The sequence below is a fragment of the Nocardia wallacei genome (assembly GCF_014466955.1).
In the GTDB taxonomy this organism is placed as follows: Bacteria; Actinomycetota; Actinomycetes; order Mycobacteriales; family Mycobacteriaceae; genus Nocardia; species Nocardia wallacei.
Window position 1 is genome coordinate 4718167 of sequence record NZ_AP023396.1, and the last position, 24178, is coordinate 4742344.

Here is a 24178-nt window from a genome sequence, read left to right on the forward strand (position 1 = left end):
CGCCCGGATGCCTCGTGGTTGCCTGTCGCTGGCCGATCCTACAAACTCCCCGCCCCGATCCCCCGAAGCGACTCGGACTTCGGGGCACATACCATGCGGTCCACTACCGGCTACCCTCCCGCGAGCCCCTGACCACTGCCTCGACCGTTACGACCGAGATGCACCAAATTTCCAGCAACACAATCGAATCCGCCCACTATGCCGGGCGCCCCGCGATGGCCGCAATTCGCTCCGCGTGTCACCGGTACTGCCGCCATCCGATGTGCCACAGTGCTCGGCGGGGAGGTAACGGGAGAGCAGTAGCGAAAGGCTGGTTCGGTTCATGTCTGCGTCGGTGATTCCCCTGCTGCCCAGATCCGGGTTCACGGTGCGCCGGGTCGGCGAGCGCTGGGAACTGGTCAACTCACGCCACTACGGCCGCACCGCCGTCCTGCACTCCTGGCCCCGTGACCAGCACACCGAGGCCTTCGCGCACTGCTACCGGCTCAACGGCCGCAGCGTCGAGGAACTGCTGGCCGCGTTCCGCTGAAAACCGGTGCGCCGCAACGTCCGAGGCGCTAGCACAAAGAGCAGCTGACCTCAAGAGGTGCGAGACGCGCACCACGGTGGCTATTGTGGCTCACCGTGCGTTATCCCCGCGCCACCTCGAGCGCCACTCGTCCCACCCGCCTGGCCGCCGGCGCCTGCGCCGTCGCCGCCGTCCTGATCGCGGGTGCCCCCGTCCTGCAGCCCGGCCCCGCGTCGGCGCTGCCCGCCCACCAGAGCTGCGCCGGCGACTGCAATATCGCCGGCCGGATCGCCGCCGTGGATGCCTATCTCGCCGGCCGCCCCGGTACCACGGGTTATGTTGTGCGCGACCGGGTTACCGGCCACGTCTACAGCAACGGCAACGCGGACTCGCTGTTCTGGACTGCCTCCACGATCAAGCTCGCGATCGCCGAGGACGTGCTCAACCGCGCCCGCGTCGGCGCGCTGGTGTTCACCCCGGAGGACCGCAACCAGCTGGAGTCCATGCTCGCCACCTCCAACGACGGAGCCGCGGACTACCTGTGGAACAAGTACTCCGGCCCGGACCGGATGGCCTTCGTCAACGCCTTCCGCGCCAACGGCATGACGAGCCTGACCCCGCAGCCCACCGGCGGCCACCCCTTCCCCGACTGGGGTTTCCTGCAGTGCTCGCCCGCCGACCTGGACCGGGTGATGAACAACACGCTCGACCACATGCACCCCGACGATCGCGCCTACCTGGTCGACCGCATGCGCAAGGTGGACACCAACCAGCACTGGGGCGTCTGGGGCGCCGGCGCCGACATGCAGCCGGGCCTGAAGAACGGCTGGTCCGACGAGCAGGGCGGCTGGGTGGTCAACTCGGTCGGCTTCGCCGGTCCGGACGAGCGCTACACGCTGGCGATCATGAACGACGTCGCGGGCCAGGGCGGCTACACCGACGGCGAGCAGACCACCACGCACGTCGCCGAACTGCTCTTCGCCCGCTGACCCGAGGTCACCGTCGCCGCAGCAGCATCGGCGCGCCGTCGCGCGGGAACGGGATGGTGTTGAATCCCCACGGCATGAGGTAGTCATCGGGGATTCGCCACTCGTAGTCACGCACCATCGCGGCGAGGATCACCTTCACCTCGAGCAGGCCGAAATGCATGCCGATGCACTTGTGCGCGCCCGCGCCGAACGGCATCCAGGCCAGCCGGTGCGACTTGTCCTCCCGGCGGTCCGCGCCGAACCGTTCCGGATCGAAACGCGCGGGGTGCGACCACAATTCGGGCAGCAGATGGTTCACGCCGTAGGCGACGTCGACGTGGGTACCGGCGGGGATGTAGTGCCCGGCGACCTCGGTGTCGCGCACCGCCCGCCGCACCAGGCCCGGCACCGGCGGCACCAGCCGCAGGCTCTCCTTGATCACCAGGTCCAGCGCGGGCAGCAGATCCAGGTCGGCGATGGTCGGCGGCGCGCCCCCGGTCCGCTCCCGCAGCGCCAGCGCCTCGTCCCGCACCCGCTGCTGCCACTGCGGATGGCGGCCCAGGTAGTAGGCGACCGCGGTGGCGGTGGTGGTCGTGGTGTCGTGCGCGGCCATGATCAGGAAGATCATGTGGTCGACCACGTCCTCGGCGGAGAACGTCGCGCCGTCCTCGGTGCGCGCGTGGCACAGCGCGGAGAAGAAGTCCGCGCCCTCCGACGCGCGCTTGTCCGGCAGCATCCGGGTGAAGTACTCCTCCAGCACCTTCCGCCCGCGCAGCCCGGCCCGCCACGCGCTACCCGGCAGCGGCAACCGGACCATCGCCAGCGGCGCGTGCGTGCAGTCCAGGAACGCCTGCGCCAAGCGCGCCCGTTCCGGCCCGGTGCGCGCGCCCATGAACGTCTCGGCGGCGACCTCGAGGGTCATGTCCTTGATCGTCGGATACAGCCGGACCTGCCGCGACCCCGCTGGCGCCCACCGATCGATGGCCGCGTCCACCGCCGGGGCCAGCCCGGCCAGATGCGCCTCGAGCCGCTCCCGCGTGAACGCCTGCTGCATGATCCGCCGATGGAACATGTGCTCGGAGAACTCCAGCAGCAGCAGGCCGCGCCGGAAGAACGAGCCGATCAGATAGTCCCAGCCCTGCCCGAAGTCGTTGCGGCGCTTGCCCAGTACCTCGTCGACGGCCTGCGGCCCCGCCACGAACACCCGGTCCACACCGAGCGACCGGTAGTAGCCGACCGGGCCGTAGCGGTGGTAGCGGTCCAGCATTTCCGCCGGGCCCCAGCGCAGGTATTGCAGCGACCGCCCGAGGTACGGCAGCCCGGCATCGCCGCGCACCGCCCGGTTCGCGTTGCCGCGCGGCGGCGTGGCCAGGGTCTGCTCCCGCACCGGCAGCCGACGTAGCAGCCGGTCGAGGGGACTGCGGTCCGGAATCTCGAGGAAACCGATGTTCTCCCGATCGGCCCGGTATGTGCGAGGGTCGACGCTGACCATGGCATGCCTCCCGTTTAAGTACACCGCGTACTTTACCGGTAGAGTGTGGCCTGTGACAAGGGACACACTGCGGCCGCGCGGCCGCCCGCCCGGTCCGGCGCCCGATCCGATCCGGCGCCGCGCCGAGATCCTCGACGCGGCCGAGCGGGTGATCGCCCGCGCCGGAACGCATATGACGATCGCCCAGGTCGCCGCCGAGGCGGGCTACGCGCGCACCGCCGTCTACGCGGTCTTCCCGGACCTGCCCGCGCTGATCGACGCCCTCGCGCAGCGGCACATGGAAGGCATCATCACCGCCGCCGACGCGGTGCTCGCCCAGCCCCTGCCCGCCCGCGAGCTGCTGCGCGCGGTGGTGCGGCTGATGTGCGACTTCGTCGAGGACAACCCGAACCTGCACCACGTGATGATGCAGCGGCTCGACAGCGGCGAGACCGAGCACCGCCCCTTCTTCGCCCGCGTATCCGATTGGGCCACCGCGGTTTTCGACGTCATCCTGCGCCGCCTCGACGCCGACCCCGCGCTGGCCCGGATCTGGGCCACCGCGACCGTCGGCGCCATCCTGATGTCGGCCGAGGCGTGGGCACAGGACCCGGACCTCTCGCGCGAGCAGTTCATCGACCGGCTCGCGGCGTTCCTGTGGCCGACCGTCGCGAGCATCGGCGGAGAACGCCTGATCGGCCCGATTTCCGCCGACGAACTCGCCACGGCGCGAGGACTCGCCGACAACGGGAGTTCATCGTGACTGCCCGTGGGTAGCCGACTACCGTAAGGCTGTCGCAAAACCGTACGCCCGGCGAGGAGCGAGATGACTACCGAGACTGTCGCGAACCGGCGCCACCGCGTGGTGGTGATCGGATCGGGCTTCGGCGGCTTGTTCGCGTGCAAACATCTCAAGCACGCCGACGTCGACGTCGTGCTGATTTCCAAGACCTCCACTCACCTGTTCCAGCCGCTGCTGTACCAGGTCGCCACGGGCATCCTGTCCACCGGCGAGATCGCGCCCGCGACCCGGCTGGTGTTGCGCAAGTACAAGAACGTGCAGGTGATCCTGGGCGAGGTGCACGACATCGATCTGGTGAACCGCACCGTCACCTCGGAGCTGCTGAACGAGGACACCGTCACCTCGTTCGACAGCCTGATCGTGGCCACCGGCGCCCAGCAGTCGTATTTCGGTAACGACCAGTTCGCCACCTACGCCCCCGGCATGAAGACCATCGACGACGCGCTGGAACTGCGCGCCCGCATCCTCGGCTCGTTCGAGGAGGCGGAGCTGGCCAAGACGCCGGAGGCGCGCGACCGGTTCATGACCTTCGTGGTGGTCGGCGCGGGCCCCACCGGCGTCGAATTGGCCGGGCAGATAGCCGAACTCGCCGATCGCACGCTCGAGGGCACCTTCCGCAACATCGATCCGCGCGACGCCCGGGTCATCCTGCTCGAGGGCGCCGGGGCGGTGCTCGCGCCGATGGGCCCGAAGCTGGGCGGCAAGGCGCAGCGCCGGCTGGAGAAGATGGGCGTGGAGATCCAGCTCAACGCCATGGTCACCGGTGTAGACGCGCGCGGAGTCACGGTGAAGGACAAGGACGGCAGCGAGCGCCGCATCGAGGCCGCCTGCAAGGTGTGGTCGGCGGGTGTGGCGGCCAGCGAGCTGGGCAAGCTGCTGGCAGACCAGTCGAAGGGCACCGAGGTGGACCGCGCCGGACGCGTGATCGTCGAGCCGGATCTGACCATCAAGGGCTACCCGAACGTCTTCGTGGTGGGCGATCTGATGTCGGTGCCGAACGTGCCCGGCCAGGCGCAGGGCGCCATTCAGGGCGCCACCTACGCCGCCAAGCAGATCAAGGCCGAACTGGGCGGCAAGCAGACGCCCGAGCAGCGCAAGCCGTTCAAGTACTTCAACAAGGGCAGCATGGCCACCGTGTCGCGGTACAACGCGGTATGCCAGATCGGCAAGCTGGAGTTCGGCGGGTTCCTCGCCTGGCTCATCTGGCTGGTGCTGCACCTCTACTATCTGATCGGCTATCGCAGCCGGGCGATCACGGTGTTCCAGTGGTTCGTGGCGTTCATCGGGCGCAACCGCGGGCAGATGGCCGCCACCGAGCAGTGGGTGTTCGCGCGGCTGGCGCTCGAGGCGATGAACGGCAACGACGAGGACGGGCGCGAGGTGCGCGCGGGGCTGGGCGGTAAGGGGGCCACGGCGCTGCCGTCGGATCGTTCCGTGAGCTGAGGCCGGTTTTCGCGAGACTCGCCGGGGCCCTCCTCGGCGTGTCGGTTTTTCGACCAATCCACCCGGGCGGCGGGTCCGAATGTCGGACGTCGATGTCCCCGGAAAGAAAGGTCGCTATGGCCGCAGGCAAACATAGAGCGCCCAGTCCGCATCGCCACCGGGTAGGAAGCGCCGTCGCGGCGGGTGCGATCCCGCTAGTGCTGGCGGTCGTCGGTACGGGGACCGCCAACGCCGCGCCGACCGAACCGAACCAGGCGGCTCAGCAGGACCAAGCACCCCGGCAGTGGCCGGCCAGCGAGGCGCCCAACGTGCAGCCCTACGAGGGGCTGAACATCCCGCACAACACGCTCAGCTCGCTGCAGGACGCGCGGGCCATGCCGGACAAGAGCTACCTGGCCCCGGTGGGCGCGCTGCACGCGCCCGTACCGGTGGCGCCGGTGCCGCCGATCGCGCCGCCGCCGGACAAGTTCCGGTTCGGCGACGTCCAGGTCGACGCCCCGGCGTGGATCGACCGCGAGCAGGCCATCCAGATCAACGACACCGCCGCCCGGACCGAGGCGGACCTGGCGACCTTCCTGGACTCGGTCGGCATGGAGCGCAGCCGCTCCGACCGTATCGCGGGGCAGACCGTCGGCTCCGCCGCGGTGGGCGCGCTCGCGGGCGCGGCGACGGCCGCGCCGATCGCGCTCACGTCCGGTCTGGTCGGCGGTGTGGTCGGCTTGGTGGTGGGCCTGCCGTTCATGCCGGTCGGCATGGTGGCGGGTCCCGCGCTGGGCGCCGCGTTCGGCGCGAGCGTCATCACCGTCCCGGCCGCCGCGATCGGCGCGGCCGCGGGCGCGGTCGTCGGCGCGGTCAACGCCTACAACGCACCCCCGCGCGTCGTCGGCGACTGAGCGCCCCGACACGCCCACGGGGCGGGAATCGGCCGACGATGTCCGCCTCCCGCCCCGTTCCCGACTGCTCGACGTGCCACGTCCGCACGAAAGATGTTGCCCGCGAACGGCTTTCATCACCCGATCGATCGCCGCGATCCGCTCTGCCGAACCCGTTCGCCACGCCGCCGCACCCGCTCCTCCCGGATCAACTTCCAGCAGAAAGCCCCACCCGTCGGGCACAATTGCCCACGGTGCCGATGCGGTGCCCGCCTCCGGAAGGGGACTACGGATGCACGGATCGACTTGGGCCATCGCACTGGCCGCCCTCATCTTCCTGCTGGCCGCCCTGGCCCTGCTGACCCTCCGTATCGCCGGAACCGGTCGCCGGTCCGGCAGGGCCGAACCGAGCATCAGGCCGGACGCGGCGAGACCCGCTCCGCCGCACGCCCCACCCGCGCGCGAAATACCGTCCACCACACCGACTCCCCGGCAAGGCGCCGCGCCTTCAGGCGCTGCCCGAGCCGTCGGCCCCGACTCCGCCGCCGACGAGAACGGCCGCCCCAAACGCACCAACCGCATGGCTCCCCGAGACACCATCGAGCGCTGACTCGCGCACTCGTCGCGCCGATCTCGACGCGCCGTCATGCTCTTGCCGAGGCGGGGAACCCGAAGGCGCCGACCCCTCAGGGCGGTGTCAGGCAGAACACCGCATCGAAATTGCCCTGGCCGGGCGGATTGATACTCAGCCCGACCAATTTCAGCCGCCATCCGGAGATCTTGGTGGTGCCGGGAATACCGGCGCAGGTCTGCTGGGCAACGGGCGCGGTGTCGAAACGCGCGAGGACCCGCAGGGCACCGGGGGACGAGCAAGGCACACGCTCCCCCTTTATCCCCTCACCCACCCGGACGCAGTCGCCGGGACGCGCTGTGTTGATTCCGTTCGCGGGATCGCGGCCCGCGACACCGAGACAGACCTTGGTCACGCCGTTTCCGGTGTAGTCCTGATACGCGTTGTACACCCCGGGCACGGGCCGGCAGTCCGCGTCGGCTCCGGGCAGTCGTTCGAGCACGACGTGCGTAGCGGTCGCACTGCCACACGGCACCTCGACGAACGCGGTCGCCGTCTCCCGCATGCAATCGCCCTTCTCGGCGATGTTCGCGGGTGCGCTGCTGGTCGGCGCCGCCACAGTGGACGTCGTCGGAACAGCCACACCCGTCGTCGACGTGGAGCATCCGCCCGCGCAGATCACCAGGCCCAACGCGCCGAAAGCGATAGGCCCCCAACGGCAACCCCGGGCAGAGAGACGCAGCACAGGGTGACAGTAGTACAGGCACCGGCACACCGCATCGGTGAAGTCACCAGCGCTGGTCAGTTCGGAAACCGATGGGACAGTGCCTGAGTCGCGACCGACGTCGCGGCCTGGCACGCCTGCCCAGGTTCGGACTGGGCCGGGAGCAGGACTTGGGTATACAGCAGTTCGGCGAATTCACCCGCATTCGAACGATGTCGGCCGGGCCAGGGGTTCCAGCGCTTTGTTGTCGTGGTGATGACGCACCGGCCGGACCCGCTCGCCGGGCTGATATCCCAGACCCGCGCGGGAAATCCGTTGATGGTGGAGCGTGTGCCCAGGAAGATTTTCGGGTCGTCGAGCATGACCGACACCATCGCTCCGGGAGGCATGGCCGAACCGTCATTCGCGCGCCACTGACAATCCTGTTCGGCAGGCGTGGATTCGTCGGCGAGACCGGTCAAATTCACAGTGGCCTCGACCGCCGACAAGGATATCGAGCCGCACAGGTCATATCCGTGCAGCGAGTCGCCCGGATAGGCGATGTGCGTGTACGTCCCGCTGTACATGGCGATACGGACCCCCTTCCCTGCCCACGAGACGCAGGTTGAGGTCACACCTGGCGAAGTTGCCCGGTTCGATGGTGATCGCCGCGTCGACGGTCTTCAGATCGGCGAAGGCGTCCGGTGCGATGAATCCGCAGGGATCCAGCGTCGTCACGTCCCCGATCGCCGGCACCGGCGCGACGGAATCGGGCTCACATCCCGTGCCTGGACCGACAACGAGAAACAGCGCGGCGATGGACCCGACGATCCGTCGATACCGAAACACAACCCCTCCGAAAACCCAACCGAGACCGCGGGATCGAGCACCCCCGCGCTCATCCTACTGTGCCGTCACCTGCCGGACGCGGGCGTATTCGGGCAGCCACGGTGCGAAGCGTCGCGACGCGGGCACGTGCTCGGCTGCGGGCGTATGCGACTAGGCCCGGATCTCGGCCTCGTTCGGTTCGTCGGCGAGCAGGCGCCCGGTCCAGGTGTAGAGGGAGCCGCCCGGGGCCAGGGGGAGCAGGGCGGCGTCCAGACCCGCTGTGCGGGTGGGAGATTCGTCGGGGTAGGTGAGGATGCTGGCGAGGGCTCGGGGGGCGGAGAGCGAATCGTCGGTGGGTGCGGCGGTGCCCAGCTCCAGGCCGTGGCGTAGCAAGGGGAGCGTGGCGAGGTCGGCGGTGAGGGTGCCGTTCCAGTGGCCGGAATCCTCGCCCGCGCGGCCGATCTGCACGCGCTCACGCAGCCTGAGCCGGGCATCCGGGCCGAGCGCCACCGTCGTCACCGACTCGTGTTCGGCCCCGCCCGCCACCACCGTGGGCTCGGGGTCGAAATCGAGTTCGCCGCCCTCCCCTACCTCGAAGTGCCAGCGCGCCAACGATTTCCGGGTCTTCCGCCCGGGCAGCGCGATGGTGGCGGCCACCGAGCGCAGCGCCAGCCGCGCACCGGGCTCCACCACGACGGCGATGTCGAGTTCGTCTCCGCCGAGCGGTGTGGCGGCGGCGCCGATCAGATGCACCACGCCCGGCCCGGTGCGCCGCGCGGCCAGGCCGCCGGTGGCCCGGATCTGCGGCAGCGCACCCGGCCGGGCGCGGATCGTCAGCTCAGTGCGCAAACGCGGGGCCCGCCCCGGCCGCGGCGTCGTGTTCGGCCGCTGCGCGCAACTGCTCACGCACCCAGGCCAGCACCGGTGTGGCGGCCGGGTCCTCGGTCAGCGAGGTGAAGACGAACGGGCGGCCCTCGCGTACGGCCGACGAATCCCGTTCCATCACACCGAGATCCGCGCCGACCATCGGCGCGAGGTCGGTCTTGTTGATCACCAGCAGGTCCGAGTAGGTGACGCCCGGGCCGCCCTTGCGGGGTACCTTGTCACCACCGGCCACGTCGACCACGAAGATCTGCGCGTCGATCAGCCCGGAGGAGAAGGTGGCGGTCAGGTTGTCGCCGCCGGACTCGACCAGGATGAGATCCAGCGGCGGATTCGCCTCGATCAGGTCGTCGATGGCATCGAGGTTGGCGGTGATGTCGTCGCGGATGGCGGTGTGCGGGCAGCCGCCGGTCTGCACCGCCGTGATGCGCTCGTCGGGCAGCACCGCGTGGCGGCGCAGGAAGTCGGCGTCCTCGGTGGTGTAGATGTCGTTGGTCAGCACCGCCAGCGACAGTTCTTCGCGCAGCATTCGGCACAGCGCCGCGACCAGCGCGGTCTTACCGGACCCGACCGGCCCGCCGATCCCGATCCGCAGCGGTTCGCCCGGTGTGCGCTCGCGCCGCGGTCGATCGTGGCCGTGGTCGTGCGGCTCACCGTCGATCAAGTGTGGGGGCATGCTCAACTCCTTTCCCCCACATCCTGGCCGACCCGTGTAAACCCCGTGTTACCCGAGCGGTCGTGCCGTCGCGCCGGATCAGGAGGCGAAGAGGGGCATCGGGCGGCCCACGTGCCGCTCGGCCAGCACGTCCTGCAACGGATCGGACAGGGCGGCAAGCTCTTTCACCGCCTGGGCCGCGACGCGGTCGCACTCGGGGGTCAGGCGGATCGTGCAGGCGGCCACCGCGGCGGGGTCGAGCGCCAGCAGGCGTTGGGCGGCCGTCGCCGCACCGGTCATCGTGGTGTAGACGACGACGCCCGCGATCTCCTCCGGTGTCGCCCCCGCGGCCGCGCCCACGACACCGAACACCGTCGACAGATGCGGTCGCGCATCGAGCCCCGTCCAGTCGTGCCCCGGCCACACCTGCCGGGCCAGCCGCAGCAGCCCCCGGCCCTGCGCCCGGGAGGCCGTCCGGGCCGCCGGGGCCGGGGTCCGCGCGTCCGCCTCGGCCTCCGCCCGCGCCACCGCCAGCTCCCCCGCGCACACCGCCGCCGCCAGCGACGCCGCCACCAGCCCCGAGGTCCGGATCCGCCGCCGCAGATACTGCTCGACCGTCGCCACATCCCGCACCAGGCCCGACGCCACGGCCTCCTCCACACCACCGGAATGCACATGCCCGCCGATCGGCAGCCGTGAGTCGGCCAGCGTCAGCAACAGAGCCAGACCCATCACCACACTCCCGTCCGCACCCGTCGATCCTATGCACCCCACCGGACCGCAGCACGCCTCCGCCCGAGAGGGACTTCCTCGGCGCCACAGCGTTCGTCCGAACAATTCGATGGCAGCGAGCGGTCGACCGTTGCTACGGTGCCTCGGTGCGGACGACGCGCATCCGATTCGACGGGTGGAAGGACTGATTTATGCCCCAGCCTGCGCCGAGGGCGCCTCAGTGTGCGTACTCGGCCCGCCTCTCCGCCGGCCACACGCACTGAAACCCACTTCTCGCGTCATCGAGGCGCGCTCGGCCTACTCCTGCTGTGTGCACATCAGCTTTCCGCCAAGGAGTGATCCGGGTTGTCCCACCATATTTCCGCTCAGAATGAACCCAGTCCGGCCGCGAAGACAGGCACTTTCACCTGCATCCGCTGCGGGCTCACCGTTTCCGTGCTCGCGCCCGGCAACAGTCGGCGCAATCACTGCCCGAGTTGCCTGCACTCGTGTCACACCCTCGACCACGTCGAGGGCGGCGTATCCGAGTGCCGCGGACGCATGGCTCCGCTGTCGATCGCGGTGCGCCGCGGCGGCGAATGGGCCATCGTGCATCGATGCGCGCGCTGCTGTGAGTTGGCGCTGCATGCGATCAGCGAGGACGACAACCAGCTGATTCTCATGCGACTCGCGGTACGCCCGCTGGCGGAGCCCCCGTTCCCGCTCGAAGTCTTCGGCGACCTCTAGGCGTATCGCGATGCCTCGAAGGAACAGGGCCGTCTCCGTGCGCCCGCAACGCGGCAAGACCGTATTGCATGGCCCCGGTGGGGAATCCGGTGCGAGTTTCCGGTGTATCGGCTGTCGATCGGATGTACCGATCGCCGCACCGGGCACGTCGCACCGCAATCACTGCCCACAGTGTCTGACCAGCCGCCATGTCGACGGACGAATCCCTGGTGACCGTGCCAACCCGTGCCGCGGCCGCATGCTCGCGGTCAGTTCGACGGTGCGTCACGATGGCGAATGGGCATTGGTCCACCAGTGCCTGCGGTGCGGGACATTGAAACTGAATCGCATCGCGGGAGACGACAATGCGCTCGCGCTGCTGCGAATCGCACTGCGTCCCTTGGCCGATCCACGTATCGGCCGTCGGGCACTGGACGCGCTGTGACCGCCGGCCCCACCACCGCGTGTGGTGGGGCCGGAACCCGATCCATCCATCGGTCGGCAGGCTCCCGTTGGCAGTCCCCCTTACTGGCTGGGACGTTGCGATGTGCCGTCGAAGAGTCTGTCGAGGTAGTAATCGATAGCGGTCGACGCGGCGTCGGGATCGATGACGCCGAGGTCGAGAAGCGGAGTGAACCCGGTCAGCGCGAGCAGAAGATCGGTCTCGACGACCGGATCGCGGTCCGGCGGGATATGGCCCTCGGTGATCGCTTGCCTGATCAGGCGTTCGGTCAATGCTCTGCCGTTCCGGAGCCCGCGGCGGGCCCGTTCGTGCAACTCCGGGTCGTGCAGCGCTTCGAGAGTGTAGGCGGCACTCATACGGCTGGTAGCGCGGGCATCCGCGTGCAGGGGAAGCATCTCCAGGAGAGTCACACGCAATGCGTCTCGGGGGTGCGGGGGCGAGCCGAGTCGATCGAGGCCACGAGCGATGCGCTGCGAGGTCTGCTCGGAAGCGAACTCCATCGCGAATTCCAGCATCGCTGTCCGAGAGGCGAAATAGTGCTGAACCTGCCCGAGGGAGACACCCGCCGCGCCGGCGACCTCGCGCATCGTCGCCCGGGTCCAGCCTTGCTGTTCCACTACCCGCCACAGTGCGCGCGCGATGGTCTCGCGGCGTTCTCGATGGTCGACCTGTTTCGGCACGCGATTCCCTTCCATCTGTTTCCATACATCTGACATAATACAGATGACTTGGAAAGAGGTGAGCACGCGATGACCACATTCGCCGACCCCGAGCTCGAGGCAACATATTTCGCGGCCTACGACGCGGTGATGGCATATTGGCCGGTACCGACCGAGACGGTAGATCTGCCGGGCCGGTACGGAACCACACGAGTCACCTCCGCGGGCCCGACCACAGCACGGTCGCTGGTCCTGCTCCACGGATACGGTGGCACATCCGCAATGTGGTACCCGGTAGTCGGCTCGCTCGCCGAGGAGCATCACGTGCGGGCCGTGGACATCGTCGGCGAGCCGGGCCGCAGCCGACACACCGGCGCCGCGGTGAGCAGCATGGACGATCTCGTGGACTGGCTCGCGGAAACCTTCGATCTGCTCGGGCTACCCGCGGCCGACCTGTGCGGCCAGTCGCTGGGCGGTCACCTCGCGTTCCGGTTCACCCTCGCCCATCCCGAGCGAGTGCGGCGGCTGGTCCTGCTCGACCCGCCCCTGGTCTTCGCCGGGCTCAGCCCCGAGTTCGAGGAGATGGGCCGCAACCGCGACCCGCACCCGACTTTCGACGATGCCCGCGCGATGCTCGCACCGGACGCACCCGGCACCGGGCCGGCACATGTAGAGGCCTACCTCGACCTGCTCGCCCACGGAGCCGCCCACTTCCCGGCCTCCCCGATCGTTCACCCCCACCTACCGGACGAGCTGACACACCTGCCGGTCCCCACCCTCGTCGCACTGGCCGGAGCAAGCCAGATACACGATTCACAGGCCGCCGCACAGGTCGCGCAGCGCGCCGGGGCCCACACGATAATTCTCCCCGACGCCGGACACGGCCTCCTGGCCGACGTCGAACCCGTCCGCAGCCGCATCCTCGAACACCTCAGCGGGCGTACAACTCAACCACGATCCGAGACAGACCCGGAATCGTTCGACCCCCGGATACTCCCCCGCACGACCAGTGGGATCCGATTCGGTGGCGGGGATGGTTCTTGACCTCAACTTATGTGGAGGTTGCAGGGTGGGGGCATGCATGCGATTCAGCTTCACGCCTTCGGGGCCGCCGAGAACCTGCGTTACGAGACCGTCGATGATCCGATGCCCGGGCCGGGGCAGGTGCGGATCGCGGTGGCCGCCGCCGGGGTACATTTCGTCGACACCTCGATTCGCAGCGGTGAACCCGGCCCGTTCCCGCTGCCCGAGTTGCCCACCGTGCCCGGCCGCGAGGTGGCGGGGACCGTCGACCGGGTGGGCCCGGGTGTGGACGAGAAGTGGCTGGGCACCGCGGTTGTCGCCCATCTCGGTCCGGTGCCCGGCGGTTACGCCGAGCTGGCCGTCACGGGAACCGGGCAGCTGCACGCGATCCCGGACACGCTCGACCCCGCCGCGGCGGTGGCCATGATCGGCACGGGCCGAACCACTTTCGGCATCGTGCAGTTCGCCACGCTCCGGCCCGGCGACCTCGCGATCGTCACGGCGGCGGCGGGTGGCATCGGCACGCTCCTGGTACAGCATCTGAAGAACAGTGGTCTCACGGTGATCGGGCTGGCCGGTGGCGCCGCCAAGACCGACGTGGTCACCGCCAACGGCGCCGACCTGGCCCTGGACTACCGGCAGCCGGGCTGGGCCGACACCATCCGGCGGCGCTTCGGCGAACGACCCGCGGCCCTGCTGTTCGACGGCGTCGGTGGCGAAACCGCCCGCACCGCAATAGATCTGCTCGGCAAGGGCGGAACCCGGCTGGTCTACGGATGGAGCGGCGGCGGCCCGGTGCATCTGGACGAGAACTACCTCGCCGAGCGCGCCCTCATCGACGAGAACGTGCTCGGCCCGAAGATGACCGAACGCGCGGGCGGCATCCGAAACCTGGAGACCGCGGCACTCGAGGCAGCGGCGGCGGGACAGCTGCGCCCGGCGATCCAGCGCTTCCCGCTCGCCGAGGCCGCCGCGGCACACCGCGCACTGGAAAGCCGTGAAACCGTCGGCAAGGTGGTCCTGATCCCCTGATCAGCGGTCAGCGCCGGAAACCGCGCGCCATGAACCGCTGCGCGGGCCCCCGGGTCAGGTCGCTCCACGCCTGCACCGGCCCGGACCACCACGGCGAGATCTCCACCGGCCGGGCGACCACGGCGTGGCAGACCAGCCCGGCCGCCTCGTCCGCCGTGAGTCCGGGCATGTTCCCGAAGTTGGTCGGCGCGCTCATCCGGGTGTGCACGAGCGGCATGTACACCGAGGTGGTGGTGATGTCGTCGACGGCGATCTCGGTGGCGACGGTGCGCAGCCAGGTGTCGAAGGCCGCCTTCGACGCCGCGTACGCCGACCACCGCGGCGCGGGCGGCATACGCAGGCCCCACGTGGAGATGTTCACGATGTGCCCCTGCTTGCGCTCGCGCATGTCGGGCAGCAGCGTGAGCAGCAGCCGCACCGGGCCGAGATAGTTCACGTCGATGGTGCGGGTGTAGTCGTGGAAGCGGTCGTAGGACTGGTCGAGCGCGCGCCGGATCGACTTGCCCGCGTTGTTGATCACGATATCGACGTGGCCGTGCGCGGCGAGGATCTCGCGGCCCAGCCGATCGGTGGCCGCCATATCGGTCAGGTCCGCGCGATACACGTGGGCGATGCCGTCGGCCGCGGTGATGTCGGCGGCCACCTGCTCGAGGTCCTCCAGCGAACGCGCCACCAGCAGCACCACGGCCCCGGCCGCGGCGAGCTTGTGCACCGTCACCTTGCCGATTCCGTGCGAGGCGCCGGTCACCAGCACCACCTTGCCCGAAACCGCTTCCCGCAGTGCCTTTTCCCGGGGGCGCGAGGTCGGATACAACAGCCGCGTCGCCACCCGCTCGGCCAGCGGTCGGCCGTTGGACGTGCTCTCGATCACACCCCGACTGTATTCTCCCCCGTTGATCTTGGGGCAGCGACCCGGCCGCCGGACTTCCGGCTTCGCGCCGCCAGCGCCGCGACGACCGCCATGACCAGCAGCAGCGCCGCGCCGGTCGTCGTCGCGACGTGCATGCCGTCGACGAAGGACTCCCGCGCGGAACGCACCACCGCCCCGTCGTTCCCGGCGCGCACGATCGTCTCGCCCAGCGTCTCGGCGAACTCGCCGCCGGACCGGAAGATCAGGGCCGCAAGCGATCCCAGCAGCGCCAGCCCCAGCGCGTTGCCGAGTTCGAAACTCGTCTCGGAGATGCCGACCGCGGAGCCCGCGCGCTCGGGCGGCACCGAGGCCACCGACACCTCGGACACCAGGGTGAACACGATGCCGTACCCGAGGCCCGCCACCGTGGAACCGGCCACGTACCAACCGATTCCGCCGTCCACGCCGATGCCCAGCAGCATCAGGTTGCCGACCGCGGCGGCGGTCAACGCCAGCACGAACGAGGTGCGGGTGCCCAGCACCCGCGCGACCCGCGCTCCGCCCATCGCCATCACGAATACCACCACCGCCGCCGGAATCCCCAGCAGCGCGGCGCCCAGCGCGTCCCGCCCGGCCACCGACTGGAGATACACACTGGTCAGATAGCTCATCCCGGCCAGCGACAACATCCCGATCGTGCTGGAACCGATGGCGACGGAGAACAATCCGCGCCGGAACAGGCTCAGATCCAGCAGCGGCTCGGCCAGCTGCCGCTGCCGCCGCACGAACAGCACCAGCACCACCGCACCGAAGACACCGGCCGCCAGCACCTCGGCGTCGATACCGTCCGCGGCGGCCCGCTTCACGGCGTACACCGCGGGCAGGATGCCGCCGATCGACATCAGCACGCTCAGCAGATCCAGCGGCCCCCGCCCGGCGGAGCGGTGTTCGGGCAGCACGAACGGCCCGGCGACCAGTAGCACCAGCAATACCGGCGTGTTGATCAGGAAGACCGCACCCCACCAGAAGTTGTGCAGCAGCAGCCCGCCGATGACCGGGCCGACCGCCGACCCGCCGGCGAAGAACGCCGTCCACACGCCGATCGCGGTGCCACGCGCGCGCGGATCGGGGAACAGCGTGGAGATCAGCGCCAGACTCGACGGCAGCAGCGTCGCCCCGCCGATACCCATCAGCGCCCGCGCCGCGATCAGCACCCCAGCGCTGGGCGCGAAGGCCGCCAGCACCGAGGCGGCGCCGAAGACGGTCGCACCGGCGAGCAGGATGTTGCGGCGGCCGATGCGGTCGCCCAGATTGCCCATGGTGATGAGCAGTCCGGCGATCAGGAAGCCGTAGATGTCGAGAATCCAGAGCTGCTCGGTCGCGGTGGGATCCAGCTGCGCGGTGAGCGTGGGCATCGCCAGGAACAGCACCGACATGTCCATCGACACGAGCAGCACGGGCAGGGTCAACACCGCGAGTCCCAGCCAGGCGCGCCGCGGAGTCGTGGTCATACCGGTGTCGATGCCGACCATCACCTATCCTTCGATCGTGCGTACGACGTACGCGTGAAAGCTGGGTACAGCGTACGCACCCGGCCTGTAAAACGAAAGCGAGTTATCCGTGACGGAGCCGAAGCTCACCCGCGCCGCCATCGTGGACGCGGCCCTGGCGCTCGCCGACGAGGCCGGGCTGGACGCGCTGTCCATGCGGCGCATCGCCGAGCGCATGGGCGTGGGCGCGATGTCGCTGTACCGGCACGTGCCGAACAAGGACACGCTGCTGGCGGGTATGACCGACGAGGTGGCCCGGCGCAACCCCTATCCACCCCCGCGACCGGACTGGACGTGGCGCGACCGCGTGCGCATCGCCGCCGACATCGATTGGCAGCTGTACCAACAACATCCGTGGGTGTTGTTCACCTTCGCGGTGCCGCGCTACAACTTCGGCCCGCACAGCCTGGCGTGTCTGGCCTGGCTGGTGGAGGGTCTCGCCGAGCTGACCGACGACCGCCGCGAGGCGACCCGGATGGCGCTGTCGGTGTGGAGCTACATCGCCGGCATCGCCCTGCAGCAGGTCAGCGCCGCCATGCTGGCCAAGCGCGGCTCCGAGCAGGAGGAGGTATCGGGCCTGACGGCCTTGCTGCGCGGGACACCGCACTGGCCCTCGCCACCGGCGCTCGCGCCGCTCGAGGGCACCGGCAGCGGCGACCTCCTGGACCCCGAACGCCTGCTGCACTCGGGCCTGGACGCCCTGTGCGACGGATTCGCCACGCGCCGATAACGGAGCGCCGCGGGCGGCCTGTTTCCACCCGAGCGATGAATTCTTCTGCCGGGCATCGTCTCACGAGGAAACGGTGCTGTCGGCGCACGGATCGGCGGCACCCGGCTCACGAGGAGATGATCATGCCGTCCGGTTTCACTCAGGGTGCGCCCTGCTGGTTCGAAATCACCACTTCCGATGTCGCCGCCGCGGCCGACTTCTACACCGGGCTGTTCGGCTGGACCGCCGTGGACACCGGCCCGCAGACGCGGCACTACACCGTGCTGCACCAGGACGACGCGCGAGTGGCGGGCATCGCCGCGGCCGAGACGCCCGGCGACGAGGCGAGCTGGCTGCCGTACTTCGCCGTTCCGGACGTCCGGGCGACCGTGGCCGCCGCGAAGGCCGCGGGCGGGTCGGCGTTCTGCGAATTCGCCGAGATTCCAGGGCAATTGGAGTTCGCTGTCCTCGCCGATCCGGACGGCGCGGCCTACGGCGTCTCCCACCTCACCGGCCACCCCGGCACCCAGCGCTGGTCGCAGCCGAACAATCCGTGCTGGGTGCAGTACACGGCCACGGGCGCCCCGGCCGACGCGATGGCCCACTACGCGGCGACACTGGGCTGGACCTACCGCAACGCCGCCTGGGAGACCTCGACCGACAAGCCCTATCAGGCCCTGACCACGGCTTCGGGCGAGGGTGAGTTCGGTGGCGCCGCCGCCGCGCAGCCCGGCGAGCCCGCCCCGTTCTGGGCGCTGACCGTGCGCGTCCCGGACTGCGACGCCACCGTCGCCCGCACCACCGACCTCGGCGGCAAGGTCATCAGCGAACCGGCCGACATGCCCGGCCCGTCCCGCATCGCCGTCATCGCCGACCCGGCCGGAGCGGCCGTGGCGCTCATGTCGTTCGGCTGACGTCCGTCTCCACCGGAATGATCACTCACCCGGTGACGACGGCGTAGGCGAAGCCGTCCCAGCCCTTGCCGCCCACGGTCTGCAGCGCCGTCGCGTCCACCCGCGGCTCGGCGGCGAGCAGCTCGAGCACCTCGCGGCCGGCGTGCGCGGCGGCATCGGTGACCTCGGGGTCGGCGATGGCGCCGTGGCGGACCACGTTGTCGACGATGACGACCGAACCCGGCCGGGTCAGGCGCAGCGCCCACCGCACGTAGTTCGAATTGTTGACCTTGTCGGCATCGATGAAGACCAGGTCGAACGGCTCGGGCTGCTCGTCGGCGAGCACCGGCAGGCTCTCCAGCGCCGCACCCACCCGGATGTCGACCCGGTCGCCGACGCCCTTGCCGTCGAGATTGCGCCGCGCTACCTCGGCGTGCCGCGGCTCGAACTCCAGTGTCACCACCCGGCCCTCGGGACCGACCGCCCGGGCCAGCCACAGCGTGCTGTAACCGCCCAGCGTCCCGATCTCCAGCACCCGCCGCGCCCGGATCGAGACGGCGGTCAGATACAGGAACTTGCCCTGCGCCGGCGACACGTCGATGGCGGGCAGCCCGGCCGCCGAGTTCCGCTGCAGCACATCGGCGTCCTCACCGCCGATCAGCGTGTCCACGAGATAGCGGTCGACCTCACCCCATGCGGCATTCGTCATACCGGCCAGTCTGCCACCGCGCACGGGCGCGGCTCAGAACAGGAAGTACCGCTGTGCCATCGGGAGTTCGGTGGCCGGATCCTCCGCCCACACCTCGCCGTCGACGCGCACGGTGAAGGTGTCCGGGTCCACTTCGATGCGGGGCATGGCGTCGTTGTGCGGGAGGTCTGCCTTGCCGCGTTTGCGGACATCGGCGACGGGTGCCAGTCTCCGGTGCACGCGCAGCCGCTCGGCCAGGCCCGCCTCGATCGCCTGCGGCGACACGAAGTGCAGCGATGTCCCTGCCGCGACGGCGGGCGACGCGCCGAACATGGGCCGCGGCAGCACCGGCTGCGGGGTCGGGATCGAGGCGTTCGCGTCACCCATCGCCGCCCACGCGATCGCGCCGCCCTTCAGCACCGCGTGCGGCCGCACCCCGAAGAACGCCGGTTCCCACAGCACCAGATCCGCCAGCTTGCCCACCTCGACCGAGCCGATCTCATGGTCGAGTCCGTGCGTCACGGCCGGGCAGATGGTGTATTTCGCGACGTAGCGCCGCACGCGCAGATTGTCGGCCGCGCCGTCGCCGGGCAGCGCGCCGCGGCGGCGTTTCATCATGTGCGCGGTCTGCCAGGTCCGCATCACCACCTCGCCGATGCGGCCCATGGCCTGGGAGTCGCTGCCGATCATCGAGATGGCGCCCAGGTCGTGCAGGAGATCCTCGGCGGCGATGGTGGACGGCCGGATCCGGCTCTCGGCGAAGGCCAGGTCCTCGGGAATCGCGGGGTTCAGGTGGTGGCACACCATGAGCATGTCCAGATGCTCGTCGAGGGTGTTGACGGTGTGCGGCCGGGTCGGGTTGGTGGAGCTGGGCATCACGTTCGGATGCGCCGCGACGGTGATGATGTCGGGCGCGTGCCCGCCGCCCGCGCCCTCGGTGTGATACGAGTGGATGGCCCGGCCCGCGATCGCCGCCAGGGTGTCCTCGACGAAACCGGCCTCGTTCAGCGTGTCCGAGTGCAGTGCCACCTGCACGCCCGCCGCGTCGGCGACGGTCAGCGCGGCGTCGATGGCGGCCGGGGTGGTGCCCCAGTCCTCGTGCAGCTTGAATCCGCCCGCGCCGCCGCGCAATTGCTCCCACAGCGCTTCGTGCCGGACGGTATTGCCCTTGCCCAGCAGCAGGATGTTCACCGGCCAGCCGTCGGTGGCCTCCAGCATCCGGCCCAGATGCCAGGACCCCGGCGTGACGGTCGTGGCCTTGCTGCCCTCGGCGGGGCCGGTGCCGCCGCCGATCATGGTGGTGACGCCGCTGCCCAGCGCCTCGTCCAGCAGCTGCGGGCAGATGAAGTGCACGTGGCAGTCGATGGCGCCGGCGGTGACGATGCGCCCGTTGCCCGCGATGATCTCCGTCGACGGCCCCACCACCAGATCGGGGTGCACACCGTCCATGATGTCGGGGTTGCCCGCCTTGCCGATGGCGCAGATGCGGCCGTCCCGAATACCGATGTCCGCCTTGATGATTCCCCAGTGGTCCACGATCACCGCGCCGGTGATCACCGTGTCTGGGGTACCCTCGGCGCGGGTGGCGCGAGCCTGGCCCATGGATTCGCGCAGCACCTTGCCGCCACCGAAGACGGCCTCGTCGCCCGCGAAACCGGGCCCGCCGCTGCGGTCTTCGGTGATCTCGATCAGTAGATCGGTGTCGGCCAGGCGAATTCGGTCGCCGGTGGTCGGGCCGAACAGTTCTGCGTAGCGGGCACGAGTCAGGTCGTTCACAGCGCTCCGTCCACGATTCCGCGTTCGGTGGCGGGCGACCAGCCCGGGGGCGGCGGCACGTCGAGGGGGCCGGGCGCGTCGCGGGTGATGCCGTAGACCTCGCGCGTCCCGCCGAGCGGAACCAGCGAGACGCGCTGTCCGAGACCGGGTTCGAAGCGCACGGCGGTCCCGGCGGGAATGTCGAGGCGGCGGCCGTGCGCGGCCTCCCGGTCGAACTCCAGCGCGGCGTTGGCCTGCGGGAAGTGGACGTGGCTGCCGACCTGGACCGGCCGATCACCGGTGTTCACGACGTCGAGTTCGACGCGCTCGGCCCCCGCGTTGATCTCGATGACACCCTCGGCGTAGAAGATCTCGCCCGGCACCACGCCTGCCGCGTTCTCGGAATTCCGGTCCGCCATGAGCACCTCAGCCGATCGGGTGGTGCACGGTGACCAGCTTGGTCCCGTCCGGGAACGTCGCCTCCACCTGCACATCGTGGATCATCTCCGCCACGCCGTCCATGACGTCGTCGCGGCCGAGCACCGTGCGGCCGGAGGCCATCAGCTCGGCCACGGTGCGGCCGTCGCGGGCGCCCTCGAGCACGTGGTCGGTGATGATCGCGACCGCCTCGGGGTGGTTGAGCCGCAGCCCGCGCTCGCGGCGGCGGCGCGCGAGTTCGGCCGCGTAGCTGAGCATCAGCCGTTCCTGCTCGTGCGGCGACAATCGCATGCGTGCTCCCTCAGCGAGTCCGACCGGTTTCCGGCATACCGGGTGCGGGTCATTCTGGCACGAGCGCACCGGCCGCGCCGCGCGACCTGCTGGCCGGGGCCCCGGCACGGTCCGCGCGCGGCGCGATTCACTGCGCGGCGGCCAGGTTCTGCAGGCGCACCTGCCCGCGGGCGACCACCCGGTCGTCCTCGTCGGTGATCACGACCTGCCACAGCTGCTGCAACCGCCCGCGATGCACGGGGGTGGCCTCGCCACGCAGCGTGCCCTCGCGGACCGCCCGCAGGAAGTCGGTGTTGTTGTTGACGCCGACGACCGTGCCGCGCTCGCCGAACCAGGCCCCGCCGCCCACGCTGGCCAGGGTCTCGATCACCGTGCAGTACACGCCGCCGTTCACGATGCCGGCGGGCTGATGCTGCTGCGGCGACACCACCCACTCCGCCGCCACTCGGTCCGGGCCGAGCGCGGTGTACTTCAGGCCGATCAGGTCGGTGAAAGTGCCCTCGCTGTAACGGGTCATGAGCTCCGGGGTCATGTCCGCCAGGGAGCGGACGTCGGGCTGGTCGCGCTGGGTCATACCGAAAACACTTACACAGGGCGCGTACCGCCCGGTTCCCGGGTTCGGGGAAGCGCACCGCGAGATAAGAGAGCGGCGGGCCCCACGCAGTACGTGAAGCCCGCCGCGGCACAGGATCGGGAGTCGACCGCAGCCCTCGGGACTCTCGGCGATCCGGACGCCGAGTTCGAGTGTAGGGCAGGCTTACCTAACTAAGCAAGCGCGACGCACCGGCATGCCGCGTTCCTCCATCGCCGCCAGCAACGCCTGTCCGCGCTCGGCGCCCAGCGCGGAGGAGGTCCGCGCCAGGTCCGGCACGTAGGTGGCAGCACCCACGACGGTCTCACCGACCAGCGCCCAGAACCGCCGCGCGCTCAAGCCAGCGCACCGGAACATGCTGTGCTGCACCAGCATCAGGACCGCCTCGCAGCGATGCGCCAGCCACACCGACATCGCCCGCTCGCACGGCAGCGTCACCACGCCCGGACCGCCCGCCAGCCGATCACCGTCGATTACTCGAATCGTGGTGTCCGACAGGCCCGCCCAGTCGATGCCGCCGTCGTTGTCGGTATGCACCCACAGATTCTCGAGCCCCGGATCCCATGCCCGCCCCTCGGCCACGAACAGGGCGACCACCCGGCCGACGACCGCGTGAATCAGCGCGGTCGCAACGACTTCCGCGGCAATGTCGGCACTGATCATCTCCGCGGCGTGACGCCGGTACATCAATTCGACACGCCCTTCGCGCGCCCCGTCGGCCAGGCGCCACCAGCGCCGCCGACCCTGATCGGCCATCGCCGCGACGGCGTACACCCGCGGATGTTCCGGCTGTAAGGCGCGCAGCCGGGCACACGCGTATCCGAACGCCTCGTCGGATCGGCGGGCCGGGTGGGCACTCATCGGTTCGGACATCGAACCTCCTCGTCGGTTGGCCGAATCGAAAGATAGGTTAGGCTTACCAGACTTACCGAGCAATGAATCGAATCACGTCAGGAGTTATTCGTCGCCGTGCCCGCCCGAGTCACCCTTCAACGGCACCGCGTCGCGGGTTTGCTGGTCCTGGCGGTATTACTGCTGGTCGTCACCGCCGCGGGCATCGCCGTGGGCGCTCGCTCGCTGTCGCTGGACGCGGTCTACCACGCGCTCAGCTGCCCGGACGGCTGGCCGCTGACCTGCCCGGCGAGCACCCCCGCCGACCAGATCGTGCGCGAACTGCGGTTGCCCCGAACCGGTTTGGCGCTGCTCACCGGACTGGCCCTCGGGATCGCCGGTGCGCTCATCCAGGGTTACACACGCAATCCGCTCGCCGACGCCGGGCTGCTCGGACTCAACGCCGGGGCGGCGTTCCTGGCGGCGCTGTCGATTCATCTGTTCGCCCTCACCCGCCCGGACCAGTACATCTGGTTCGCCTTCGCGGGCGCGCTGATCGCGGGGCTGGTGGTGTTCGGAGTGTCCGCGGTGGGCGGGGGCGCCGCGAGCCCGCTGAGCCTGGTGCTCGCGGGCGCCGCCGCGACCGCCCTACTGCAGGCGTTGACGAATGCCGTTGTGCTACTGGACCCGACGGCGCTGGACACCTACCGATTCTGGGTGGTCGGGACCGTCGCCGGACACGACACCGACGTGTTGCGGCAGGTCCTGCCGTTCCTGCTGCTCGGGACGGTGCTGGCGCTGGTGGCCGCGCCCGGCCTCAACGCGCTGGGCCTGGGCGAGGACGTGGCCCGCGGCCTGGGTGTGAACGTCGGACGCAACCGGGCGCTGGGCCTCGCGGCGGTCGTGCTGCTCACCGGCGCGGCCACCGCCGCGGTCGGGCCCATCTCGTTTCTCGGACTGGTCGTCCCGCATCTGGCCCGGATGCTCACCGGGCCGGATCACCGCTGGCTCCTGCCCTATTCGGGCCTGCTGGGCGCGTTGCTTCTGCTACTGGCCGATATCGCGGGCCGCGTCGTCGCGCGTCCCGGCGAGATGCAGACCGGCATCGTCCTCGCGGCGATCGGCGCGCCCTGCTTCATCTGGTTCGTGCGACGGCGAAAGGCGGTGGGACTGTGACATTCCCTCGGGCGCACGCCTCGACCGGTCGGTCGCCGCACCGCACCCGCGTGCCGGTGCGGGCACGGGCGACGGCACGAAAGGTGGT

General features: G+C 70.1%; 28 protein-coding genes. 13 read left to right on the forward strand and 15 right to left on the reverse strand.

The features are described 5' to 3' along the window. The first annotated feature begins 322 nt into the window (after window positions 1-322). Window positions 323-529 carry a hypothetical protein gene (locus NWFMUON74_RS20640; RefSeq protein ID WP_187683486.1) on the forward strand — a complete coding sequence of 69 codons (207 nt, stop codon included), beginning with the start codon at window positions 323-325 and terminating at the stop codon, window positions 527-529. A 95-nt stretch (window positions 530-624) separates the two neighbouring features. After that, a complete protein-coding gene (locus tag NWFMUON74_RS20645) occupies window positions 625-1497 on the forward strand; it encodes a serine hydrolase (RefSeq protein ID WP_187683487.1) in 873 nt (290 codons plus the stop codon). A 7-nt stretch (window positions 1498-1504) separates the two neighbouring features. Here NWFMUON74_RS20645 and NWFMUON74_RS20650 read toward each other — a convergent pair whose 3' ends face one another. Then, on the reverse strand, window positions 1505-2968 hold the full coding sequence (locus NWFMUON74_RS20650) for a cytochrome P450 (RefSeq protein ID WP_187683488.1): 1464 nt from the start codon (window positions 2966-2968) through the stop codon (window positions 1505-1507). A gap of 52 nt (window positions 2969-3020) precedes the next feature. Here NWFMUON74_RS20650 and NWFMUON74_RS20655 point away from each other — a divergent pair, with 52 nt between their 5' ends. The 4 genes from NWFMUON74_RS20655 to NWFMUON74_RS20670 all read left to right on the forward strand — a co-directional run bounded on the left by NWFMUON74_RS20655 (window position 3021) and on the right by NWFMUON74_RS20670 (window position 6674). Further along, entirely contained in the window at window positions 3021-3710 is a 690-nt protein-coding gene (locus tag NWFMUON74_RS20655; RefSeq protein ID WP_187683489.1) for a TetR/AcrR family transcriptional regulator, read from the forward strand. Window positions 3711-3773: 63 nt separating this feature from the next. Then, entirely contained in the window at window positions 3774-5192 is a 1419-nt protein-coding gene (locus NWFMUON74_RS20660) for an NAD(P)/FAD-dependent oxidoreductase (RefSeq protein WP_187683490.1), read from the forward strand. A 197-nt stretch (window positions 5193-5389) separates the two neighbouring features. After that, window positions 5390-6085: a hypothetical protein gene (locus tag NWFMUON74_RS20665; RefSeq protein ID WP_232110481.1), complete on the forward strand. Its 696-nt coding sequence runs from the start codon at window positions 5390-5392 to the stop codon at window positions 6083-6085. A 271-nt stretch (window positions 6086-6356) separates the two neighbouring features. After that, window positions 6357-6674: a hypothetical protein gene (locus NWFMUON74_RS20670; protein ID WP_187683492.1), complete on the forward strand. Its 318-nt coding sequence runs from the start codon at window positions 6357-6359 to the stop codon at window positions 6672-6674. Between the two features lie 76 nt (window positions 6675-6750). Here NWFMUON74_RS20670 and NWFMUON74_RS20675 read toward each other — a convergent pair whose 3' ends face one another. The 5 genes from NWFMUON74_RS20675 to NWFMUON74_RS20695 form a co-directional block, all read right to left on the reverse strand. Further along, window positions 6751-7278 carry an LppU/SCO3897 family protein gene (locus NWFMUON74_RS20675; RefSeq protein WP_187683493.1) on the reverse strand — a complete coding sequence of 176 codons (528 nt, stop codon included), beginning with the start codon at window positions 7276-7278 and terminating at the stop codon, window positions 6751-6753. Between the two features lie 158 nt (window positions 7279-7436). Further along, window positions 7437-7925, reverse strand: coding sequence for a hypothetical protein (locus tag NWFMUON74_RS20680; protein ID WP_187683494.1), 489 nt, complete (start codon window positions 7923-7925; stop codon window positions 7437-7439). 412 nt (window positions 7926-8337) lie between these two features. Next, window positions 8338-9015: an urease accessory protein UreD gene (locus NWFMUON74_RS20685; protein WP_187683495.1), complete on the reverse strand. Its 678-nt coding sequence runs from the start codon at window positions 9013-9015 to the stop codon at window positions 8338-8340. Then, on the reverse strand, window positions 9005-9724 hold the full coding sequence (gene ureG / locus NWFMUON74_RS20690; protein ID WP_187683496.1) for an urease accessory protein UreG: 720 nt from the start codon (window positions 9722-9724) through the stop codon (window positions 9005-9007). Before ureG ends, NWFMUON74_RS20685 begins: the two co-directional genes overlap by 11 nt. A gap of 78 nt (window positions 9725-9802) precedes the next feature. Beyond that, the gene (locus tag NWFMUON74_RS20695; RefSeq protein WP_187683497.1) at window positions 9803-10435 is read right to left on the reverse strand and encodes an urease accessory protein UreF; all 633 of its coding nucleotides are present in this window, start codon (window positions 10433-10435) and stop codon (window positions 9803-9805) included. A 345-nt stretch (window positions 10436-10780) separates the two neighbouring features. Between NWFMUON74_RS20695 and NWFMUON74_RS20700 the strand changes: the two genes are divergently transcribed. After that, window positions 10781-11161, forward strand: coding sequence for an RNHCP domain-containing protein (locus tag NWFMUON74_RS20700; RefSeq protein ID WP_187683498.1), 381 nt, complete (start codon window positions 10781-10783; stop codon window positions 11159-11161). 10 nt (window positions 11162-11171) lie between these two features. Continuing rightward, window positions 11172-11585 carry an RNHCP domain-containing protein gene (locus NWFMUON74_RS20705; RefSeq protein WP_187683499.1) on the forward strand — a complete coding sequence of 138 codons (414 nt, stop codon included), beginning with the start codon at window positions 11172-11174 and terminating at the stop codon, window positions 11583-11585. Window positions 11586-11665: 80 nt separating this feature from the next. On the opposite strand, the gene NWFMUON74_RS20710 is transcribed toward NWFMUON74_RS20705, so the two are convergent. Next, on the reverse strand, window positions 11666-12349 hold the full coding sequence (locus NWFMUON74_RS20710; RefSeq protein WP_232110482.1) for a TetR/AcrR family transcriptional regulator: 684 nt from the start codon (window positions 12347-12349) through the stop codon (window positions 11666-11668). A gap of 3 nt (window positions 12350-12352) precedes the next feature. Here NWFMUON74_RS20710 and NWFMUON74_RS20715 point away from each other — a divergent pair, with 3 nt between their 5' ends. Further along, on the forward strand, window positions 12353-13306 hold the full coding sequence (locus tag NWFMUON74_RS20715) for an alpha/beta fold hydrolase (RefSeq protein ID WP_187683500.1): 954 nt from the start codon (window positions 12353-12355) through the stop codon (window positions 13304-13306). A gap of 33 nt (window positions 13307-13339) precedes the next feature. Next, window positions 13340-14317 (forward strand): zinc-binding dehydrogenase, encoded by a 978-nt coding sequence (locus tag NWFMUON74_RS20720; protein WP_187683501.1) that lies wholly within the window; start codon window positions 13340-13342, stop codon window positions 14315-14317. A gap of 7 nt (window positions 14318-14324) precedes the next feature. Here NWFMUON74_RS20720 and NWFMUON74_RS20725 read toward each other — a convergent pair whose 3' ends face one another. Together NWFMUON74_RS20725 and NWFMUON74_RS20730 are read right to left on the reverse strand one after the other, a co-directional pair. Beyond that, window positions 14325-15188: an SDR family NAD(P)-dependent oxidoreductase gene (locus tag NWFMUON74_RS20725; protein WP_232110483.1), complete on the reverse strand. Its 864-nt coding sequence runs from the start codon at window positions 15186-15188 to the stop codon at window positions 14325-14327. Beyond that, on the reverse strand, window positions 15185-16699 hold the full coding sequence (locus NWFMUON74_RS20730) for an MFS transporter (protein WP_187683502.1): 1515 nt from the start codon (window positions 16697-16699) through the stop codon (window positions 15185-15187). The genes NWFMUON74_RS20725 and NWFMUON74_RS20730 overlap by 4 nt, the downstream gene beginning before the upstream one ends. 88 nt (window positions 16700-16787) lie before the next feature. Here NWFMUON74_RS20730 and NWFMUON74_RS20735 point away from each other — a divergent pair, with 88 nt between their 5' ends. Next, window positions 16788-17447, forward strand: a complete 660-nt coding sequence (locus NWFMUON74_RS20735) for a TetR/AcrR family transcriptional regulator (RefSeq protein ID WP_187683503.1) — start codon at window positions 16788-16790, stop codon at window positions 17445-17447. Window positions 17448-17569: 122 nt separating this feature from the next. Further along, window positions 17570-18340, forward strand: a complete 771-nt coding sequence (locus NWFMUON74_RS20740; protein ID WP_187683504.1) for a VOC family protein — start codon at window positions 17570-17572, stop codon at window positions 18338-18340. Window positions 18341-18365: 25 nt separating this feature from the next. Here the strand turns inward: NWFMUON74_RS20740 and NWFMUON74_RS20745 are convergent, their stop codons facing one another. The 6 genes from NWFMUON74_RS20745 to NWFMUON74_RS20770 all read right to left on the reverse strand — a co-directional run bounded on the left by NWFMUON74_RS20745 (window position 18366) and on the right by NWFMUON74_RS20770 (window position 22956). Continuing rightward, on the reverse strand, window positions 18366-19028 hold the full coding sequence (locus NWFMUON74_RS20745) for an O-methyltransferase (RefSeq protein ID WP_187683505.1): 663 nt from the start codon (window positions 19026-19028) through the stop codon (window positions 18366-18368). A gap of 33 nt (window positions 19029-19061) precedes the next feature. After that, entirely contained in the window at window positions 19062-20783 is a 1722-nt protein-coding gene (locus tag NWFMUON74_RS20750; RefSeq protein WP_187683506.1) for an urease subunit alpha, read from the reverse strand. Then, window positions 20780-21148 (reverse strand): urease subunit beta, encoded by a 369-nt coding sequence (locus tag NWFMUON74_RS20755; protein WP_187689305.1) that lies wholly within the window; start codon window positions 21146-21148, stop codon window positions 20780-20782. The genes NWFMUON74_RS20750 and NWFMUON74_RS20755 overlap by 4 nt, the downstream gene beginning before the upstream one ends. 40 nt (window positions 21149-21188) lie before the next feature. Further along, window positions 21189-21491 carry an urease subunit gamma gene (locus NWFMUON74_RS20760; RefSeq protein WP_187683507.1) on the reverse strand — a complete coding sequence of 101 codons (303 nt, stop codon included), beginning with the start codon at window positions 21489-21491 and terminating at the stop codon, window positions 21189-21191. Window positions 21492-21618: 127 nt separating this feature from the next. After that, a complete protein-coding gene (locus NWFMUON74_RS20765) occupies window positions 21619-22023 on the reverse strand; it encodes a PaaI family thioesterase (RefSeq protein WP_187689306.1) in 405 nt (134 codons plus the stop codon). A gap of 225 nt (window positions 22024-22248) precedes the next feature. Continuing rightward, on the reverse strand, window positions 22249-22956 hold the full coding sequence (locus NWFMUON74_RS20770) for a hypothetical protein (RefSeq protein WP_187683508.1): 708 nt from the start codon (window positions 22954-22956) through the stop codon (window positions 22249-22251). 96 nt (window positions 22957-23052) lie between these two features. Here NWFMUON74_RS20770 and NWFMUON74_RS20775 point away from each other — a divergent pair, with 96 nt between their 5' ends. After that, window positions 23053-24090, forward strand: a complete 1038-nt coding sequence (locus tag NWFMUON74_RS20775) for a FecCD family ABC transporter permease (protein WP_187683509.1) — start codon at window positions 23053-23055, stop codon at window positions 24088-24090. The last annotated feature ends 88 nt before the right edge of the window (window positions 24091-24178 follow it).

Bases quoted from the DNA above. Each gene is read 5' to 3' on its own strand.
- NWFMUON74_RS20640 (WP_187683486.1), top strand. From the start codon at position 323: ATGTCTGCGTCGGTGATTCCCCTGCTGCCCAGATCCGGGTTCACGGTG.
- NWFMUON74_RS20650 (WP_187683488.1), bottom strand. From the start codon at position 2,968: ATGGTCAGCGTCGACCCTCGCACATACCGGGCCGATCGGGAGAACATC.
- NWFMUON74_RS20660 (WP_187683490.1), top strand. From the start codon at position 3,774: ATGACTACCGAGACTGTCGCGAACCGGCGCCACCGCGTGGTGGTGATC.
- NWFMUON74_RS20670 (WP_187683492.1), top strand. From the start codon at position 6,357: ATGCACGGATCGACTTGGGCCATCGCACTGGCCGCCCTCATCTTCCTG.
- NWFMUON74_RS20680 (WP_187683494.1), bottom strand. From the start codon at position 7,925: ATGTACAGCGGGACGTACACGCACATCGCCTATCCGGGCGACTCGCTG.
- ureG (WP_187683496.1), bottom strand. From the start codon at position 9,724: ATGCCCCCACACTTGATCGACGGTGAGCCGCACGACCACGGCCACGAT.
- NWFMUON74_RS20695 (WP_187683497.1), bottom strand. From the start codon at position 10,435: ATGGGTCTGGCTCTGTTGCTGACGCTGGCCGACTCACGGCTGCCGATC.
- NWFMUON74_RS20705 (WP_187683499.1), top strand. From the start codon at position 11,172: ATGCCTCGAAGGAACAGGGCCGTCTCCGTGCGCCCGCAACGCGGCAAG.
- NWFMUON74_RS20715 (WP_187683500.1), top strand. From the start codon at position 12,353: ATGACCACATTCGCCGACCCCGAGCTCGAGGCAACATATTTCGCGGCC.
- NWFMUON74_RS20720 (WP_187683501.1), top strand. From the start codon at position 13,340: ATGCATGCGATTCAGCTTCACGCCTTCGGGGCCGCCGAGAACCTGCGT.
- NWFMUON74_RS20730 (WP_187683502.1), bottom strand. From the start codon at position 16,699: ATGGTCGGCATCGACACCGGTATGACCACGACTCCGCGGCGCGCCTGG.
- NWFMUON74_RS20740 (WP_187683504.1), top strand. From the start codon at position 17,570: ATGCCGTCCGGTTTCACTCAGGGTGCGCCCTGCTGGTTCGAAATCACC.
- NWFMUON74_RS20745 (WP_187683505.1), bottom strand. From the start codon at position 19,028: ATGACGAATGCCGCATGGGGTGAGGTCGACCGCTATCTCGTGGACACG.
- NWFMUON74_RS20760 (WP_187683507.1), bottom strand. From the start codon at position 21,491: ATGCGATTGTCGCCGCACGAGCAGGAACGGCTGATGCTCAGCTACGCG.
- NWFMUON74_RS20765 (WP_187689306.1), bottom strand. From the start codon at position 22,023: ATGACCCCGGAGCTCATGACCCGTTACAGCGAGGGCACTTTCACCGAC.
- NWFMUON74_RS20770 (WP_187683508.1), bottom strand. From the start codon at position 22,956: ATGTCCGAACCGATGAGTGCCCACCCGGCCCGCCGATCCGACGAGGCG.